Origin of the sequence: Streptomyces sp. NPDC051452, assembly GCF_044454765.1 — a bacterium.
Classification (GTDB): Bacteria; Actinomycetota; Actinomycetes; order Streptomycetales; family Streptomycetaceae; genus Streptomyces.
Genome location: NZ_JBITEB010000023.1, coordinates 39463 through 55167, shown reverse-complemented (window position 1 = coordinate 55167; position 15705 = coordinate 39463). Strand labels below are relative to the sequence as shown.

At 73.2% G+C, this 15705-nt stretch carries 12 protein-coding genes; 10 read left to right on the top strand and 2 right to left on the bottom strand.

What is annotated here, in order from left to right; all coding sequences use genetic code 11:
- The first annotated feature begins 2 nt into the window (after window positions 1-2).
- The 8 genes from gatA (at window position 3) to ACIBA9_RS35395 (ending at window position 8826) form a co-directional block, all read left to right on the top strand.
- On the top strand, window positions 3-1502 hold the full coding sequence (gene gatA / locus ACIBA9_RS35430) for an Asp-tRNA(Asn)/Glu-tRNA(Gln) amidotransferase subunit GatA (RefSeq protein ID WP_399369531.1): 1500 nt from the start codon (window positions 3-5) through the stop codon (window positions 1500-1502).
- Window positions 1499-1738, top strand: a complete 240-nt coding sequence (locus ACIBA9_RS35425; protein ID WP_190018530.1) for a hypothetical protein — start codon at window positions 1499-1501, stop codon at window positions 1736-1738. Before gatA ends, ACIBA9_RS35425 begins: the two co-directional genes overlap by 4 nt.
- Window positions 1739-1754: 16 nt before the next feature.
- The gene (gene gatB, locus ACIBA9_RS35420) at window positions 1755-3269 is read left to right on the top strand and encodes an Asp-tRNA(Asn)/Glu-tRNA(Gln) amidotransferase subunit GatB (protein WP_399369529.1); all 1515 of its coding nucleotides are present in this window, start codon (window positions 1755-1757) and stop codon (window positions 3267-3269) included.
- Between the two features lie 408 nt (window positions 3270-3677).
- A complete protein-coding gene (locus ACIBA9_RS35415) occupies window positions 3678-4022 on the top strand; it encodes a hypothetical protein (RefSeq protein WP_399369527.1) in 345 nt (114 codons plus the stop codon).
- A gap of 97 nt (window positions 4023-4119) precedes the next feature.
- Window positions 4120-4782, top strand: a complete 663-nt coding sequence (locus ACIBA9_RS35410; protein WP_399369525.1) for a hypothetical protein — start codon at window positions 4120-4122, stop codon at window positions 4780-4782.
- A gap of 261 nt (window positions 4783-5043) precedes the next feature.
- The gene (locus ACIBA9_RS35405) at window positions 5044-5235 is read left to right on the top strand and encodes a hypothetical protein (RefSeq protein WP_362161789.1); all 192 of its coding nucleotides are present in this window, start codon (window positions 5044-5046) and stop codon (window positions 5233-5235) included.
- 251 nt (window positions 5236-5486) lie between these two features.
- Complete coding sequence (locus ACIBA9_RS35400; protein WP_399369522.1) at window positions 5487-8534, top strand: AAA family ATPase; 3048 nt, start codon at window positions 5487-5489, stop codon at window positions 8532-8534.
- A gap of 37 nt (window positions 8535-8571) precedes the next feature.
- The gene (locus ACIBA9_RS35395) at window positions 8572-8826 is read left to right on the top strand and encodes a DUF6191 domain-containing protein (RefSeq protein ID WP_399369520.1); all 255 of its coding nucleotides are present in this window, start codon (window positions 8572-8574) and stop codon (window positions 8824-8826) included.
- 49 nt (window positions 8827-8875) lie between these two features.
- On the opposite strand, the gene ACIBA9_RS35390 is transcribed toward ACIBA9_RS35395, so the two are convergent.
- Window positions 8876-10045, bottom strand: coding sequence for a PQQ-dependent sugar dehydrogenase (locus tag ACIBA9_RS35390; RefSeq protein WP_399369518.1), 1170 nt, complete (start codon window positions 10043-10045; stop codon window positions 8876-8878).
- A gap of 98 nt (window positions 10046-10143) precedes the next feature.
- Entirely contained in the window at window positions 10144-11142 is a 999-nt protein-coding gene (locus ACIBA9_RS35385) for an aldo/keto reductase (protein ID WP_399369516.1), read from the bottom strand.
- A 74-nt stretch (window positions 11143-11216) separates the two neighbouring features.
- On the opposite strand from ACIBA9_RS35385, the gene ACIBA9_RS35380 reads away from it, so the two are divergent.
- Both ACIBA9_RS35380 and ACIBA9_RS35375 read left to right on the top strand, forming a co-directional pair.
- Window positions 11217-12179 (top strand): 2-hydroxyacid dehydrogenase, encoded by a 963-nt coding sequence (locus ACIBA9_RS35380; protein WP_399369514.1) that lies wholly within the window; start codon window positions 11217-11219, stop codon window positions 12177-12179.
- A 384-nt stretch (window positions 12180-12563) separates the two neighbouring features.
- A complete protein-coding gene (locus ACIBA9_RS35375) occupies window positions 12564-15653 on the top strand; it encodes a putative bifunctional diguanylate cyclase/phosphodiesterase (RefSeq protein ID WP_399369512.1) in 3090 nt (1029 codons plus the stop codon).
- Window positions 15654-15705 lie beyond the last annotated feature (52 nt).

Below are 15705 nucleotides of genomic sequence, written 5' to 3'. Positions count from 1 at the left end.
TCATGACGGACAGCAACATCATCAAGCTCACGGCGGCCGACACCGCCGCGAAGATCGCCTCCGGTGAGCTCACGGCCGTCCAGGTCACCGAGGCCCACCTCGCCCGCATCGAGGCCGTCGACGAGAAGGTGCACGCCTTCCTGCACGTCGACCGCGAGGGCGCCCTCGCCCAGGCCCGCGCCGTGGACGAGAAGCGCGCCCGCGGCGAGAAGCTCGGCCCGCTGGCCGGCGTCCCGCTCGCGCTCAAGGACATCTTCACCACCGAGGGCGTGCCCACGACCGTCGGCTCCAAGATGCTCGAGGGCTGGATCCCGCCGTACGACGCGACGCTCACCAAGCGTCTGAAGGACGCCGACGTCGTCATCCTCGGCAAGACCAACATGGACGAGTTCGCCATGGGGTCCTCCACCGAGAACAGCGCCTACGGGCCGACCGGCAACCCCTGGGACCTCACCAAGATCCCCGGCGGCTCCGGCGGCGGCTCCTCCGCCGCGCTCGCGTCCTTCCAGGCCCCGCTGGCCATCGGCACCGACACCGGCGGCTCCATCCGCCAGCCGGCCGCCGTCACCGGCACGGTCGGCGTGAAGCCGACGTACGGCGCGGTCTCCCGCTACGGCATGGTCGCCTTCTCCTCCTCCCTGGACCAGGGCGGCCCCTGCGCCCGCACGGTCCTGGACGCCGCCCTGCTGCACGAGGTCATCGCCGGGCACGACCCGCTCGACTCCACCTCCATCGACGCCCCGGTCCCGCCGGTCGTCGAGGCCGCCCGCAACGGCAGCGTCGCGGGCATGCGCGTCGGCGTGGTCAAGCAGTTCCGTGGCGAGGGCTACCAGGCCGGCGTCATCCAGCGCTTCGACGAGTCCGTCGAGCTGCTCAAGGAGCTGGGCGCCGAGATCGTCGAGCTGGACTGCCCGTCCTTCGACCTCGCGCTGTCGGCGTACTACCTGATCGCGCCGTCCGAGTGCTCGTCCAATCTCGCCCGCTTCGACGGCCTGCGCTACGGCCTGCGGGTCGGCGACGACGGCACCCACTCGGCGGAGGAGGTCACCGCCCTCACCCGCGAGGCCGGCTTCGGGCCCGAGGTCAAGCGCCGTATCATGCTCGGCACCTACGCCCTGTCGAGCGGCTACTACGACGCCTACTACGGCAGCGCCCAGAAGGTCCGCACGCTCATCACGCGCGACTTCGAGAAGGCGTTCGAGCAGGTCGACGTGATCGTCTCCCCGACGACTCCGACCACCGCCTTCGCGATCGGCGAGCGCGCCGACGACCCGATGGCGATGTACCTCGCGGACCTGTGCACCATCCCGACCAACCTGGCGGGCAACGCGGCCATGTCCCTGCCCTGCGGTCTCGCCCCGGAGGACAACCTCCCGGTGGGCCTGCAGATCATCGCTCCGGCGCTCAAGGACGACCGTCTGTACAGGGTCGGCGCCGCCGTCGAGGCCGCCTTCGTGGAAAAGTGGGGGCACCCGCTGATCGAGGAGGCTCCGTCACTGTGAGCGCACTGAACAAGGCCAAGGGCTTCAAGAAGTCGAAGTCCGGCACGTACCTGTCGATGGCCGGAACCGCGTTCGGCGCGTTCGGCGTGGCCAAGCAGATCAAGAAGGCGCGCGCCGAGCAGGACACGCTGCGGCTGATCGACGCCACCGTGTCCGCCGTCGCGATCGTCACCGGCCTCGCCATCCTCTACCGCGAGCTGAAGCGGCTGGGCGACGACGACGTCCTGCTGGGCTGAGAGGGAAGTTTTCACCGTGACCACCACGACCGACCTGGTGTCGTACGAGGACGCTCTGGCGTCGTACGACCCCGTCATGGGCCTTGAGGTCCATGTCGAACTCGGCACCAAGACCAAGATGTTCTGCGGGTGCTCCACCGAGCTGGGCGCCGAGCCCAACTCGCAGACCTGCCCGGTCTGCCTCGGTATGCCCGGCGCGCTCCCGGCCGTCAACGCGACCGGCGTCGAGTCGGCGATCAAGATCGGTCTCGCGCTCAACTGCGAGATCGCCGAGTGGTGCCGCTTCGCCCGGAAGAACTACTTCTATCCGGACATGCCGAAGAACTTCCAGACCTCCCAGTACGACGAGCCGATCGCCTTCAACGGCTACCTCGACGTGCAGCTGGAGGACGGCGAGACCTTCCGCGTGGAGATCGAGCGCGCCCACATGGAGGAGGACACCGGCAAGTCGACCCACGTCGGCGGCGCCACCGGCCGTATCCACGGCGCGTCCCACTCCCTGCTGGACTACAACCGCGCCGGCATCCCGCTGATCGAGATCGTCACCAAGCCGATCGAGGGCGCCGGCGAGCGCGCTCCCGAGGTGGCGAAGGCGTACGTCCGTGAGCTGCGCGAGGTCATCCGTGCCCTCGGCGTGTCCGAGGCCCGCATGGAGATGGGCCAGATGCGCTGCGACGTGAACCTGTCGCTGCGCCCGAACGGCACCGAGAAGTTCGGCACCCGTTCCGAGACGAAGAACGTCAACTCGCTGCGGTCCGTGGAGCGCGCGGCCCGCTTCGAGATCCAGCGGCACGCGGCCGTGCTGTCCTCGGGCGGCACGATCATCCAGGAGACCCGCCACTTCCACGAGGACACGGGGTCCACGACCTCGGGCCGCGTGAAGGAGGAGGCCGAGGACTACCGGTACTTCCCGGAGCCCGACCTCGTCCCGGTGGCGCCCTCGCGTGAGTGGGTCGAGGAGATCCGCGCGGCCCTGCCCGAGCCGCCGCTGGCCCGCCGCACCCGGCTGCTGGCCGAGTGGGGCATCACGGCCACCGACATGCAGGCGATTCTCAACGCCGGTGCGCTGGACGCGATCGTCGCCACGATCGACGCCGGTGCCGACGCGGCATCCGCCCGCAAGTGGTGGATGGGTGAACTGGCGCGCAGTGCCAACGAGTCCGGCAAGGCCCTGGACGAGCTGGCGATCACCCCGCAGCAGGTGGCCCGGGTCACCGAGCTGGTCGCCAAGGGTGACCTGAACGACAAGCTGGCCCGGCAGGTCATCGAAGGCGTCCTCGCCGGTGAGGGCACGCCGGACGAGGTCGTCGACAAGCGCGGTCTGAAGGTCGTCTCGGACGAGGGCGCGCTGACCGCCGCCGTCGAGGAGGCCATCGCCGGCAACCCGGGCATCGCGGACAAGATCCGCGGTGGCAAGGTGGCCGCGGCCGGCGCCCTGGTCGGCGCGGTCATGAAGGCCACCCGTGGCCAGGCCGACGCGGCCCGGGTCAAGGAGCTGATCCTGGCACAGCTGGGCGTCAGCGAAGCCTGACCCCACACGGCCCCGCACCACGGGCACCCGCCCACACGCACCGCACACACCGTACGGCCCCGGAGGCTCACCCTCCGGGGCCGTACGGCTTCCCCGGCCCGGCCCGGCCCGGCCTGGCCTGGCCCGGCCCGCGCGATGCGTACGGCGTCGCCGTCGGGCTTCGGGGTCAGCCGGCCCGGTCAGCGGGCTCTTCGGTGTGATGTCGGACCTCGCTGAACGGGCTCCTTGGTCGCCCCGTACGGGAGAGGGATGCGTGGGAACTCGGTCGGACCGTCGGAAAACGCACCTGCTTCGGTCGGTGGCGAGGTGCCGGGAGCGGACGCCGGGAATTCGGCGGACGCCCGTGGGTGCCGCAGCCGGATTCCCCCATGGCTTCGCCCGCGGCGGCGGGTACTACGCTCGACCGCCATGAGCGGACGCACCACTGCCGACACCGAGCCCGAGATACGTGGGACGACGGAGGCCGACGACACGGAGGACAGGGCCGGGGAGCCGGAGGAGTGGTCCGGTGACGCCCGGCGGGCCCGCTGGGCCGCCGCCGGGGCGGGCGGCCTGCTGAGCCTCGCCGGGCTGGCCGCCGCGATCCTGCGGCTCACCGGGTCCGCGCCGCTGTTCGTCGCCGCCGCCTACGCGCTCGGCGCCGGCGTGTGCGCCCTCGCCGCGGTCCTCGGCGCCCGGGGCCGTACCCGCCGTGCCCTGTGGCTGCTCGTGGTGGGGACGATGGTCATGGCACTGGGCGACCAGTTCGACTGAGGCGCTCCGGTCGAAGCCCCCGCCCCCGCCCTCGTCCCCGCCGTCGGCTCGGCGCTCGTTAAGGGACCTCTCAGACAGCGTCCGTACGGTGCCGGGCATGGCAACGAAGACAGAGGAAGGCGCGGGAGCCGAGGTCGGCACCCAGGCGCGCGGCGACGAGACGACGGCACGGACGGACACCGTCGAAGAGGGACGGGCACCCGGCACCACACAGGCCGGTGAACGCGGGGCCCCCGCCGGGGACGTGGAGAGGGCCGAGGCCTCCACCGCCGCCGGTGACACCGGCATCGGGGACGCCGATGCCGAGGACGAAGACGATGCCGAGGATCACGCCCTCGACACCCGGGCGACGGAGGGCAAGGCGCCCTCCGGGGTAGGACTGGGCGCCGGTGCAGTGGTGTCCGCCGCACTCGGCCTGGTCTCGCTCAGCGGCGGCTGGATCGGCACCGTCGCCGGTGCCCGGCAGCAGCTTGTCGGCCAGCTGCGGACGTCCTCCACGGCGGGCGTGGCGACCCAGATCAAGGCGGTCTACGGCGACTCCTGGCACACCACCGCCCTGTGGGCCGGCCTGTTCGCGCTCGCCGCGCTGGTCACCGGCGTGGTCGTGCTCGTCCGGCCCGCGTTCGGCGCACCCGGCCGCCCACAGGTCCCCTGGATCAAGTCGGTCGCCTGGGCGGGTGTCTCGCTCGGCGTCATCGGCCTGCTGCTGGCCGTCCTCAAGTACTCCGACGCACTGCTCGCCCTGCCCTCGGCCGGCTGAGGACCGACGGACCCACGAGCCTCGGGGCGCCCTTGACCCTTCACGGGCGCCCCGGGGCTCCGTCTTGTCCCGTCGCGGGGCGCGCACGTCCTTAAGGACGAGGCCACCGGGACCACGCCTAAGGCGTCCTTATACGCGGGCGTGGACCGCCGGCGGTTTCGAAGATGCGGAACTCTCCCGATGTGACGGACCCCCCTGGGAGACGAGAGTGGAGGCATCGCGAAAGGCGAGGCACCACACCGACTCTCCCCGAGGAGCACCGTGTTCGAGATCGAGTACCACCGGATGCGTTCCGCCCAGCTGATCCAGCAGGCCGCCGAGGACCGCCTGGCCCGCGAGGCCGCCCGGCTGCGCCGCGCCGCCCGCCGGGCGGAGTCCGCCGCCGACGCCGCCCCGGCCGCCGAGTCCCATACGGCCCACCCCCGCCGGCACCGGCAGCCACGCGCCGCGTGAACACCGGCACCGGCGGGGGCGGATCGGAGGGCCGCACGGGGGTCGGCCCTCTCCCGCCCCGGGGTCGTACGACCGCCCTGCGCGGTCGTACGACCCTTCCGTCCGTGGGCGCGCCCCTCGCGTCGGTGGGTACCGTCCCGCCGTCCGAGGGCGCGCCCATTCCGGTTGCCGGTACGACTCGTCCGACTGCCGGTACGACCATCGCACCGGGGCTGTGGAAAACCGGTGCCACGGCCCCGGGACCTCGTGCGATGCTCGGGCCCGTGGAAACCAAGTCCGTCAGCCCCGTATTCGTCGGTCGCGGCGACGAGTTGAGAACCCTCGACGACGCGTTCGCCCGCGCCGCCGCCGGAGAGCCGCAGGCACTGCTGCTCGGCGGTGAGGCGGGCGTCGGCAAGACCCGCCTCGTCGAGGAGTTCGCCCTGGCCGCGGGCCGCCGCGCGGCGGTCGTCGCCCTCGGCGGCTGTGTGGAGATCGGCGCCGACGGGCTGCCCTTCGCCCCGTTCTCCACCGCGCTGCGCGCCCTGCGCGAGGCCCTGCCCGAGGAGTTCGCCGCCGCGGCCCTCGGCCAGGAGGAGGAGCTGGCGCGACTGCTGCCCGAACTCGGCGAGGCGCGCGCCGGCCGCCACGACGAGCAGGGCGTGGCCCGCCTGTTCGAGCTGACGGTGCGGCTGCTGGAGCAGGTCGCCACCGGCCACCCGGTCGTGCTCGTGCTGGAGGACCTGCACTGGGCCGACGCCTCCACCCGCCACCTGCTCGCCTACCTCTTCCGCACGCTGCGCGCCGGACGCCTCCTCGTCCTGGCCACCTACCGCTCCGACGACATCCACCGCCGCCACCCGCTGCGCCCGCTGCTCGCCGAGCTCGACCGGCTGCGCACCGTCCACCGTCTCGAACTCGCCCGTTTCACCCGCGAGGAGGTCGGCCGGCAGATCGCCGGCATCCTCGCCGCCGAACCCGACCCCGCGCAGGTCGACGAGATCTTCGAACGCTCCGACGGCAACGCCTTCTTCGTCGAGGAACTCGCCGTCGCCGGCTGCTGCGGCGGCAGCCGCTCCGGTCTGACCGACTCCCTGCGCGATCTGCTGCTGGTGCGCGTCGAGACGCTGCCCGACAGCGCCCAGCGCGTGGCCCGGGTCGTCGCCGAGGGCGGCTCCACCGTGGAGTACCCGCTGATCGCCGCCGTCGCCCAGCTCACCGAGGACGACCTGATCGAGGCGCTGCGGGCAGCGGTCGGCGCCAACATCCTGGCCGTCACCCCGAGCGGTGCCGGCTACCGCTTCCGGCACTCCCTGGTCCGCGAGGCCGTCGCCGACGACCTGCTGCCGGGCGAACGCTCCCGGCTCAACCGCCGCTACGCCGAGGCCCTGGAAGCCGACCCCACGCTCGTCGCACCCGACGCACGCGTGACCCGCCTGGCCAGTTACTGGTACCACGCCCACGACGCGGCCAAGGCCCTGCCCGCCGTCCTGGACGCCTCCGTCGTGGCCCGTCGCCGGCACGCCTACACCGAGCAGCTCCGGCTGCTGGAGAGGGCGATGGAGCTGTGGGACAGCGTCCCGAGGGAAGTGCGCTGCGCGCTGCGCCCGGTCGACTACACCGAGGTCTATCCCCCGTGCGGCTGCGACCCGGAGACCACCCCGCTGCGCTATCTCGACCTGATGGCCGAGGCGGCCGTCGCGGGCCGTTTCGGCGGTGAGCGCGAACGCGCCCTGAAGATCACCAAGCGTGCGCTGCGCCTGCTGGACGACGAGCCGGATCCGCTGCGCGCCGCCTGGTTCTGGGTGCAGCGCTCCAGGCTGGTCCAGGCCCAGTCGCGCGGTGACGGCTGGCAGGAACTGGCCACCGCCCAGGACCTCGTGCGCGGCCTGCCGCCCTCCGAGGTGCACGCGGAGGTACTGGCGCACGCCGCCAACTGGTCGATGCTGCACCGGCCCGGCCCCGAGGCCGTAGCCGCCGCCGAACAGGCCGTGCAGTACGCGCGCATGGTGGGCGCCCGCGACATCGAGCTGCACGCCCGTCTCACCCTGAGCGGTCTCAAGGTGGACTCCGGCGACGCGGAGACCGGCCTCGCGGAGATGCGCCAGGTCCTGCGGGACACCCTGGCCGAAGGAGTGCACCACACCGCCGGCCGCGCCTATGTGAACCTGCCCTCCAGGATGCAGACCGTCGGCCGCGACCGGGAGGCCGCACCGCTGCTGCGCGAGGGGATCGCCTTCGCCCGCAAGCACGGCCTGCTCGACTCCGAGGCCTGGGCCTGGGGCAATCTCTCCGACGCGCTCTACTCGCTCGGCCAGTGGCCCGAGGCCGCCGAGGCCGCCGCCCACGCGACCCGCGTCGGCCACAGCGCCAAGCCTCGCGGCGCCGGGGCCCTGAAGCTGGCCCGGCTCGCCCTGGCCCGCGGCGAACTCGCCGAGGCCGGACACCGGCTCGCCGCCGCCCGCGCCCACTACGGCACCCACGACCCCATGCCCCAGCAGTCCCTGCCACTGGCCCGCATCGCGCTCGGGATCGCCGCCGCGCAGGGCCGCATCGACGACGCCCGCGCCGAACTGCTCCAGGCCCTGGACACCGGGTTCCCGCCCGGCACGCACGCCCACGGCTGGCCGCTGCTGCTGAGCGCCGCCACCGCCGAGGCCGACGCCCGCGCCCTGCCCGCCGCCGATGCCGGCCGCGCCGAGATCCTCGACCGCCTGGCGGGGGTGGTACGCGGGCTCACCATCTGCGCCCCGCTCTGGCAGGCCTACGACCACTGGACCCGCGCCGAGCTGCGCCGCGCCGAGGGCCGGGACGACGTCGGCACCTGGTCGCCGGTGGTCGCCGCCTTCGAGTGCCTGGACCGGCCCTACGACCTCGCCCGGACCCGTCACCGCCTCGCCGAGGCGCTGCTGGCCGAGGGCGGCGACGACGAACGCGACCGCGCGGTGGAGCTGCTCCGGCTGGCCGGCGCGGTCGCCGCCCACCTCGGCGCCCGCCCGCTCGCCGACGCCGTCACCCGGCTGGCCCAGCGGGCCCGCCTCACCCTGTCCCGCGGCCCGCGCGAGGCCCTCGCCCCGGCGGACCCGGCCGCGGCCCTCGGGCTGACCAGCCGGGAGCGTGACGTCCTGCGCCTGGTCGCGGCGGGCCGCACCAACCGCCAGATAGCCGGGGAACTCTTCATCTCCCCGAAGACGGCGAGCGTGCACGTCTCCAACATCCTCGGCAAGCTCGGCGTCTCGGGCCGGGGCGAGGCGGCGGCGGTGGCCCACCGGCTGGAACTCTTCACGTCACAGACGCTCACTGCCGGAACGCCGGGGTGAGGCCTACGCTGGAGCGATCCGGCAAAGGGGAGCAGCCGTGTTCAACGCCTTCGAGGAACTGTTCGCACCCGGCCGCGCACACACCCGGGACGAGCAGAACCGTCTCGAACTGAGCCGCGAGGACGTCGGGGACAGCGACCCGGGCCGCGGGCCCATCGACCTGACCTCCGGAAAGGCCCTCATACGACTGCCCGAACGGCATCCGGACCCGCCGGAGTCACCGCAGGCGATCCGGGACCCGGCCCATGGACCGGCCCGCGAGTCGCCGTCGCGCCGGCCGGCCGAGGAGTGAGCGCCGGGGACCGGTGGAACGCGGTGACCGAGCCGGAAAAGGAGCGGGGCTACTTCACCTGTACCTCCAGCACCCGGTCGTCCCCCTTCCGGGGCGCCCCCCGGCCGTCGGTGTTGCTCGTCACCAGCCACACCCTGCCGTCACCCGCCGGGACCACCGTGCGCAGTCGGCCGTACGTGCCCGTGAGGAACGACTGCGGGGCGGCCGAGGCCTTCGTCCCGTCCAGCGGGACGCGCCACAGGCGCTGCCCCTTGAGCGCGGCCATCCAGATCACGCCGTCGACATAGGCGATGCCGCTGGGGGAGGCGTCGTCGGTGTGCCACTGGGCGATCGGGTCCTGGTAGCCGGCCTTGCCGGACCTGCCCTCCGCGGCCGGCCAGCCGTAGTCGCCCCCGGGCTTGATCGCGTTCAGCTCGTCCCAGGTGTCCTGCCCGAACTCCGAGGCGAACAGCCGCTGCCTGTCGTCCCAGGCCAGCCCCTGGACGTTGCGATGACCGTAGGAGTACACCGGGGAGCCGGGGAACGGGTTGCCCGGCGCCGGTTCGCCCTCCGGAGTCAGCCGCAGGATCTTGCCGCCCAGCGACTTCCGGTCCGGCGCCAGCCCCTTGCGGCCGCTCTCACCGGTGCCCGCGTACAGCATTCCGTCGGGGCCGAACGCGATACGGCCGCCATTGTGGACGAACCCCTTGGGGATGCCCTTGAACACCGTGTCCGGGGCGCCCAGTTGCTCACCGGCCGGCCGGTGGGCGTCGTAGATCATGCGGACGACCCGGTTGTCCGAGGCCGAGGTGAAGTAGGCGTAGACCATGTGGTCCGAGGCGTAGTCCGGGGAGAGAGCGATGCCCAGCAGACCGCCCTCGCCGGCCGGGGAGACCCCGGAGACCGTGCCCAGCTCGGTCTTGCGGCCCGTCTTCTCGTCGATCCGGGTGATCGTCCCGTCGTCCCGGGAGGAGACCAGCAGCCCGCCGCCGGGCAGCGGGGCCAGTCCCCACGGTGACTTCAGGCCGTCGGCGACCGTGCGCAGCACCCGCGCGGAACCCTTGGCCGCGGGGGTCGGGTCGGTGGCCCGGCCGGAGGGGGCGGCGCCGCTCGCCGTACCCCTCGGCGCCGCGGTCCAGCCGGCGTCCGGAGGTCCTCCGCCGTCGGAGGAGCAGCCGGCCGACAGCAGAAGCGCGGCCGCGGCCAGTACGGCCGACACGGCTCGATGTCGCACGATCATGGTCCCTTCGAGGCGGTGGTCCCGGCGCGGGCTCTCCCTCGCACACCGCTCACCCCGACCGTCTTCCCGGTCCGCGGCCGCCGATGGCGGAGAAACCCTCAGTCCCACGATCCCAGAGCCGCCGGCAGCGCGGACACCTCGGCCAGGTCCGCCGCGGTCAGCCGGAGCCCGGCCGCGGCCGCGTTCTCACGGGCCCGGTGTTCCCGCCTGGTACCCGGCAGGGCGATCACGTGCCGGCCCTGCGCCAGCACCCAGGCCAGCGCCACCTGGGCCGGGGTGACGCCCTCGCCGTGACGGCGCGCGATCCGGCGCAGGCCCGCGACGATCGGCTGGTTGGCCGCCATCATCTCGGCCGTGAACCGGGGGTGGCGGGCCCGGACGTCGTGCGGCTCGAAGCCCGCGCCCGGCCGCAGCGTGCCGGTCAGGAAGCCGTTGCCCAGCGGCATCGCCGCGAGGAGACCCACGCCCCGCGCCTCGCACCACGGCGACAGCGTGTCCAGCGCCTCCGGCGACCACACCGACAACTCCGCCTGCACCGCGCTCACCGGGAACACCTGCTGGATCCGCCGCAGTTGCCGCAGGGTGGTGTCATACGGTCCGGCGCCCGACCGGCGCCCGGCGCGCGCCCCCACGGCGCACAGGCCGAGCGCCCGTACCTTCCCCGCCCGCACCAGATCGGCCATCGCCCCCCAGGTCTCCTCCACCGGCACCTCGGGATCGGCGCGGTGCAGCTGGTAGAGGTCGATCACGTCCGTCTGCAGACGGCGCAGCGAGGCGTCGCAGGCCCGCTTCACATAGCCGGGGCGGCCGTTGGCCACGATGTGCTGGTCGCCCACGAGCAGACCGGCCTTGGTGGACACGAAGGCGTCCCCGCGCCGCTCCCTGAGCACCCGGCCCAGCAGCAGTTCGTTGGTGAAGGGGCCGTACATGTCGGCGGTGTCCAGCAGGGTCGAGCCCGCGTCCAGCGCCCGGTGCACGCATCTCAGCGACTCCTCGCCCCGCTGCCCCGCCCCGCCGTACGCCCAGCTCATCGGCATGCACCCGAGTCCGACGGCCCCCACCGCGAGCGCCCCCGCGCCGATCGTCCTGCGCTCCACCTGCTCGTGAACCTCCTGTTGCCCGGCCCCCAACCTAACCTTTGCGACTCGGGCACCTGACATAGCCTCCTGGCATGAGCGCAGACGTATGGCTTCCCCTTCCGCCGGACGACGTCGAGGGGCTCCCCGAGGGCCTGAGGTATCTGTTCTGGGACGGAGGCGAGGACGGCGACCAGCCCTTTCCCGGCGACCCGGCGAACTGCGCGGTGTACGTGGTGCCGTACATGACGCGGTGGTCGGTCAGGGTCCGGCCGCTGGAGCGGCTGACCAACGTGCGGCTCGTCCAGACGCTCACGGCGGGTGTCGACGACATCACCGCGGCGCTGTCGTCGATCGTGCCCGGCGTACGGCTGTGCAACGCCCGCGGGGTGCACGAGACGAGCACCGCCGAACTCGCCCTCACCCTGACCCTGTCCGCCCTGCGCGGCATCCCCGGCTTCGTGCGCGCGCAGCGGCAGGAGCGCTGGGAGAGCGGGTTCCACCCGTCGCTCGCCGACAAGAACGTCCTGATCGTCGGGTACGGCGCCATCGGCGCCGCCATCGAGGACCGGCTCGTGCCTTTCGAGGTTGCGCGGGTGGCACGCGTCGCACGCTCCCGGCGCACGACGGAGCGCGGTCCTGTGCATCCGATCGCCGATGTGCTCTCACTGCTCCCCGACGCGGACGTCGTGATCCTCTCCACCCCGCTGACCGAGGCCACCCGGGGCCTGGTCGACGCCCGGTTCCTCGCGCGGATGAAGGACGGGGCGCTGCTCGTCAACGTCGCGCGCGGGCCCGTCGTGGACACCGAGGCGCTGGTCGCGGCGCTGGGGACCGGCCGGATCAGCGCCGCCCTGGACGTGACGGACCCCGAACCGCTGCCGCCGGGGCACCCGTTGTGGCAGGCGCCCGGCGTACTGATCAGCCCGCACGTGGGCGGTCCCTCCTCGGCCTTCCTGCCGCGCGCCAAGCGGTTGCTCGTGGACCAGTTGACCCGATTCGTGAACCAGGAGCCCCTGCGGAACGTGGTCCTCACTACGGGAGCAAACGGGCAGTAGTCCGCTTGGGCACCCTCCGCCACCTTCCGGACGCGGCCCGTCCCCGCATCGCCGCTGCTCGTCACGGAGCGTAGAGAAGCTATGTCCCTGCGTGACGATCCTGGTGTATCGTCCCGACAGGGGTTGCGCCGCCGACCATATGGCGCTGGGGATGGACATTTCAGATTTGTGAGGGGGGCGACGGGCGATGCACGGCCTATGGACGAACGATCCGACGCGGCGGAGCCGCCGACGGCGACCCTGGCGCACGGCCGCGCGCAGACGCGGCCACCACGCCGGCCTTCACAGTCACCACGCGCGCAGGCACAACGGCCGCCGGAGGCAGGCGCGTCCGGCGCACCGGGACCGTCGGGACCCGGGAGCGGCGCTCACCGGGAGGCCCCGGTGAGCGCGCCGCCCTCCGTGACGAGCACCCTCGACGAAGCGGTGCGCGCACCGCACCCGCACGACGCGCCACCGCCCTGCCGCCCGCCCGGCCGGGCGTGGTCGCGTCTGACGGAGCAGCTCGCCCTCGCCGCGGTCTGCGCGGCCTACGCCGTCGGAGCCGCGTTCGACTGGGGGAACGAGGAAGTCGCGCTGATCATGGGCGACTTCGGGCTGGCCGCCGCGGCGGGCACCGCCGCCGTCTCGTGCTTCCTGTACGCGCGCACCCCCCGGGTGCGCTTCAGGCCCGCCTGGATGCTGTTCGCCATCTCCTCGGCGATGGCGGCCCTGGGCAACACGATCTGGGGCTGGTACGAGGTCGTCCTCGGGCTCTCCGTGCCCAGTCCCAGCTGCGCGGACCTGTTCTTCCTGTGCTTCGCCCCGCCCGCCATCGTGGGCCTGCTGGTCCTCGCCAAGCGGCCGGTGACACGAGCGGGCTGGATCTGCCTGGTGCTGGACGCCTGGCTGATCGGCGGCTCGCTGCTCACCCTGTCGTGGAGCCTCGCGCTCGCCCAGGCGGCCCGCTTCGACGGGCCCAGCGTGGCGCACACCGCGCTGTCGCTCGCCTATCCGCTGCTCGACATCGCGCTCGTCAGCATGGTCCTCGCGCTGCACTTCCGCCGCGCCCCGGGCAACCGCACGGCAGTGAACACGGCGATCGGCGCGCTCGCGCTGACCGTGATGTGCGACGCGCTGTTCACCTCGCCGCTGCTGCACAGCAACTACCGTTCGGGGCAACTGCTGGACGCGGGCTGGTTCGCCGGTTCACTGCTGCTCGCCTACGCCCCCTGGGCCGCGTCCCCGCGCCGGAGCGCGCCGCGGGAGAGGGCCGGGTCCGACGGGCACACCCGCGTGGTCCACGAGCACATGCCCGGACAGCGCGGCTCGGGTCACCACCCGCCCACACCCGTTCCGACGCCCACCCCGGCGCCGGCACCCGCACCCACCTCCGCATCCCTCCCGACGCCCACCCTCGCGCCCGCGCCCGTCCCGGCGGGCGAGCGCAGCCGGTACCCGGCCGGACGGCCCATCGCCGGCTCCCTCGCGGCGCTCACCCCGTACCTCGCCGCCGCCGTGTGCACCCTGGGCATCCTGTACAACGTCCTCAACGGCCGTCGGCCCGATCACGTGGTGCTGATCACCGCGGGCGCCGTCGTGCTCGCGCTCGTCATCCGCCAGGGCATCATGCTGCTGGACAACATCACCCTCACCCAGGAACTGGCGCAGAAGGAGAACCACTTCCGCTCGCTGGTGCAGGGCTCCAGCGACGTCATCATGATCGCGGCTCCCAACGGCATCCTGCGGTACGTCTCGCCGGCCGCCGCCGGGGTCTACGGCCGGCCCGCCGAGGAACTCGTGGGCTCGGAGCTGGCCGCCCTCATCCACCCCGAGGACCTGGGCTGCGTGGTGCACGAGGTGCGCCGCTTCCTCGCCGCCAGCCCGTTGCAGGAACCCACCACCCGCATCGAGTGCCGCTTCCGCTCCGGCGACGGCGGCTGGCTCAACGTCGAGTCCACCGTCAACCGGCACCACGGCGGCCTGATCTTCAACAGCCGGGACGTGACCGAACGGGTCCGGCTGCAGGCGCAGTTGCAGCACAACGCCGAGCACGACCCGCTGACCGACCTGCCCAACCGCGCCCTGTTCACCAAGCGCGTCCAGCAGGCCCTGTCCGGCCGCCGCGCCACCGACCGGGGCGCCGCCCTGCGGGGTACGGCGGTGCTCTTCATCGATCTGGACGGCTTCAAGGCCGTCAACGACACGATCGGGCACCAGGCCGGGGACGAGCTGCTCGTCCAGGCCGCCCGCAGACTCCAGGACGCCGTCCGACACGGGGACACCGCGTCCCGGCTCGGCGGGGACGAGTTCGCGGCCCTGATCGCCGGGGACGGCACCCGTGAGCGGGCCGCCCGGGAGCGGAACATCCTGGAGCTCGCCGACCGCCTCAGGGGTACCCTCTCCCAGCCGTACGCCATCGACGGCAACGATGTCCGGGTCAACGCCTCCATCGGGGTCGCCTTCGCCGAGCCGGGTCTCGGGGCCGGCGAGCTGCTGCGCAACGCCGACCTCGCGATGTACCGCGCGAAATCGACCGGAAAAGGCCGGGTCGAACTGTACAAACCGCAGATGCAGCAGGACGTCGTCCGCAAGGCGGAGCTGGCCACCCGGCTGCGCGCCGCCCTGCACGACGGCGAGTTCGCGCTGCTGCACCAGCCGGTGGTGTGCCTGGAGAACGGCCGGATCACGGCGGTCTCCGCACAGGCGCGCTGGCGTTCCTCCCAGGGGGTGCTGTTCACCCCGGCCGAATTCCTGCGGGTGGCCGAGGACGCCGACAAGACCGCCGAACTGGACCGCTGGGTCCTCCAGGAGGCCGTGGAGCGGGCCGCCGAACGGGCCGCCACCGGGGCCGTCGTGCCCGTGGCGGTCCGGCTGAGCGCGCGCCGGCTGCTGGAGCGCTCGTCGCCGCTGGGCTCCGTGGAGGCGGTGCTGACCCGGTACGGGCTGCCGCCCGGCGCGCTGGTCGTCGAGCTGTCCGACCTCGATCCACGGCTCGCCCTGGACGAGCTGGAGCGGCGGCTGACCTCGCTCAGCAGGCTCGGGGTACGGATCGCGCTGGACGGGTTCGGCACCGGCTACGGGGCCGTGACCGCGCTCCGGCGGCTGCCCGTGGACATCCTCAAGATCGACCGCGGGCTGGTCGAGGGGGTCGTGGAGTCCGCGCGGCTGCACAAGATCACCAGCGGGCTGCTGCGGATCGCCGGCGATCTCGGGCTGCGGTCCGTCGCCGAGGGCGTGGACCTGCCCGAGCAGGTGATCGCCCTGCGCGCGATGGGCTGCACGCACGGGCAGGGCATGGCGTTCGCCGGTGCGCTGGACGAGTACCGGCTCCGCCGGGCGCTCGGATCCGGCCACTACCCATTGCCCCGCACACCGGCCGAACCCGTCTTCGCGGGCAATGGCGCTGGGGTGTACACAGGGGGTGTTCCCGCTGTCTTCGGAGGCGGCAGTGCCCTTCGCTCACATTCTGAGACGCCCGTCCCACCCACTTGACACGTGGTGCGTGCCAGAGGGAGGGTCAGTTCCATGCGCACCCGAATTCTCG

Bases quoted from the DNA above. Each gene is read 5' to 3' on its own strand.
- ACIBA9_RS35390 (WP_399369518.1), bottom strand. From the start codon at position 10,045: ATGATCGTGCGACATCGAGCCGTGTCGGCCGTACTGGCCGCGGCCGCG.
- gatA (WP_399369531.1), top strand. From the start codon at position 3: ATGACGGACAGCAACATCATCAAGCTCACGGCGGCCGACACCGCCGCG.
- ACIBA9_RS35400 (WP_399369522.1), top strand. From the start codon at position 5,487: ATGCTCGGGCCCGTGGAAACCAAGTCCGTCAGCCCCGTATTCGTCGGT.
- ACIBA9_RS35380 (WP_399369514.1), top strand. From the start codon at position 11,217: ATGAGCGCAGACGTATGGCTTCCCCTTCCGCCGGACGACGTCGAGGGG.
- ACIBA9_RS35415 (WP_399369527.1), top strand. From the start codon at position 3,678: ATGAGCGGACGCACCACTGCCGACACCGAGCCCGAGATACGTGGGACG.
- ACIBA9_RS35410 (WP_399369525.1), top strand. From the start codon at position 4,120: ATGGCAACGAAGACAGAGGAAGGCGCGGGAGCCGAGGTCGGCACCCAG.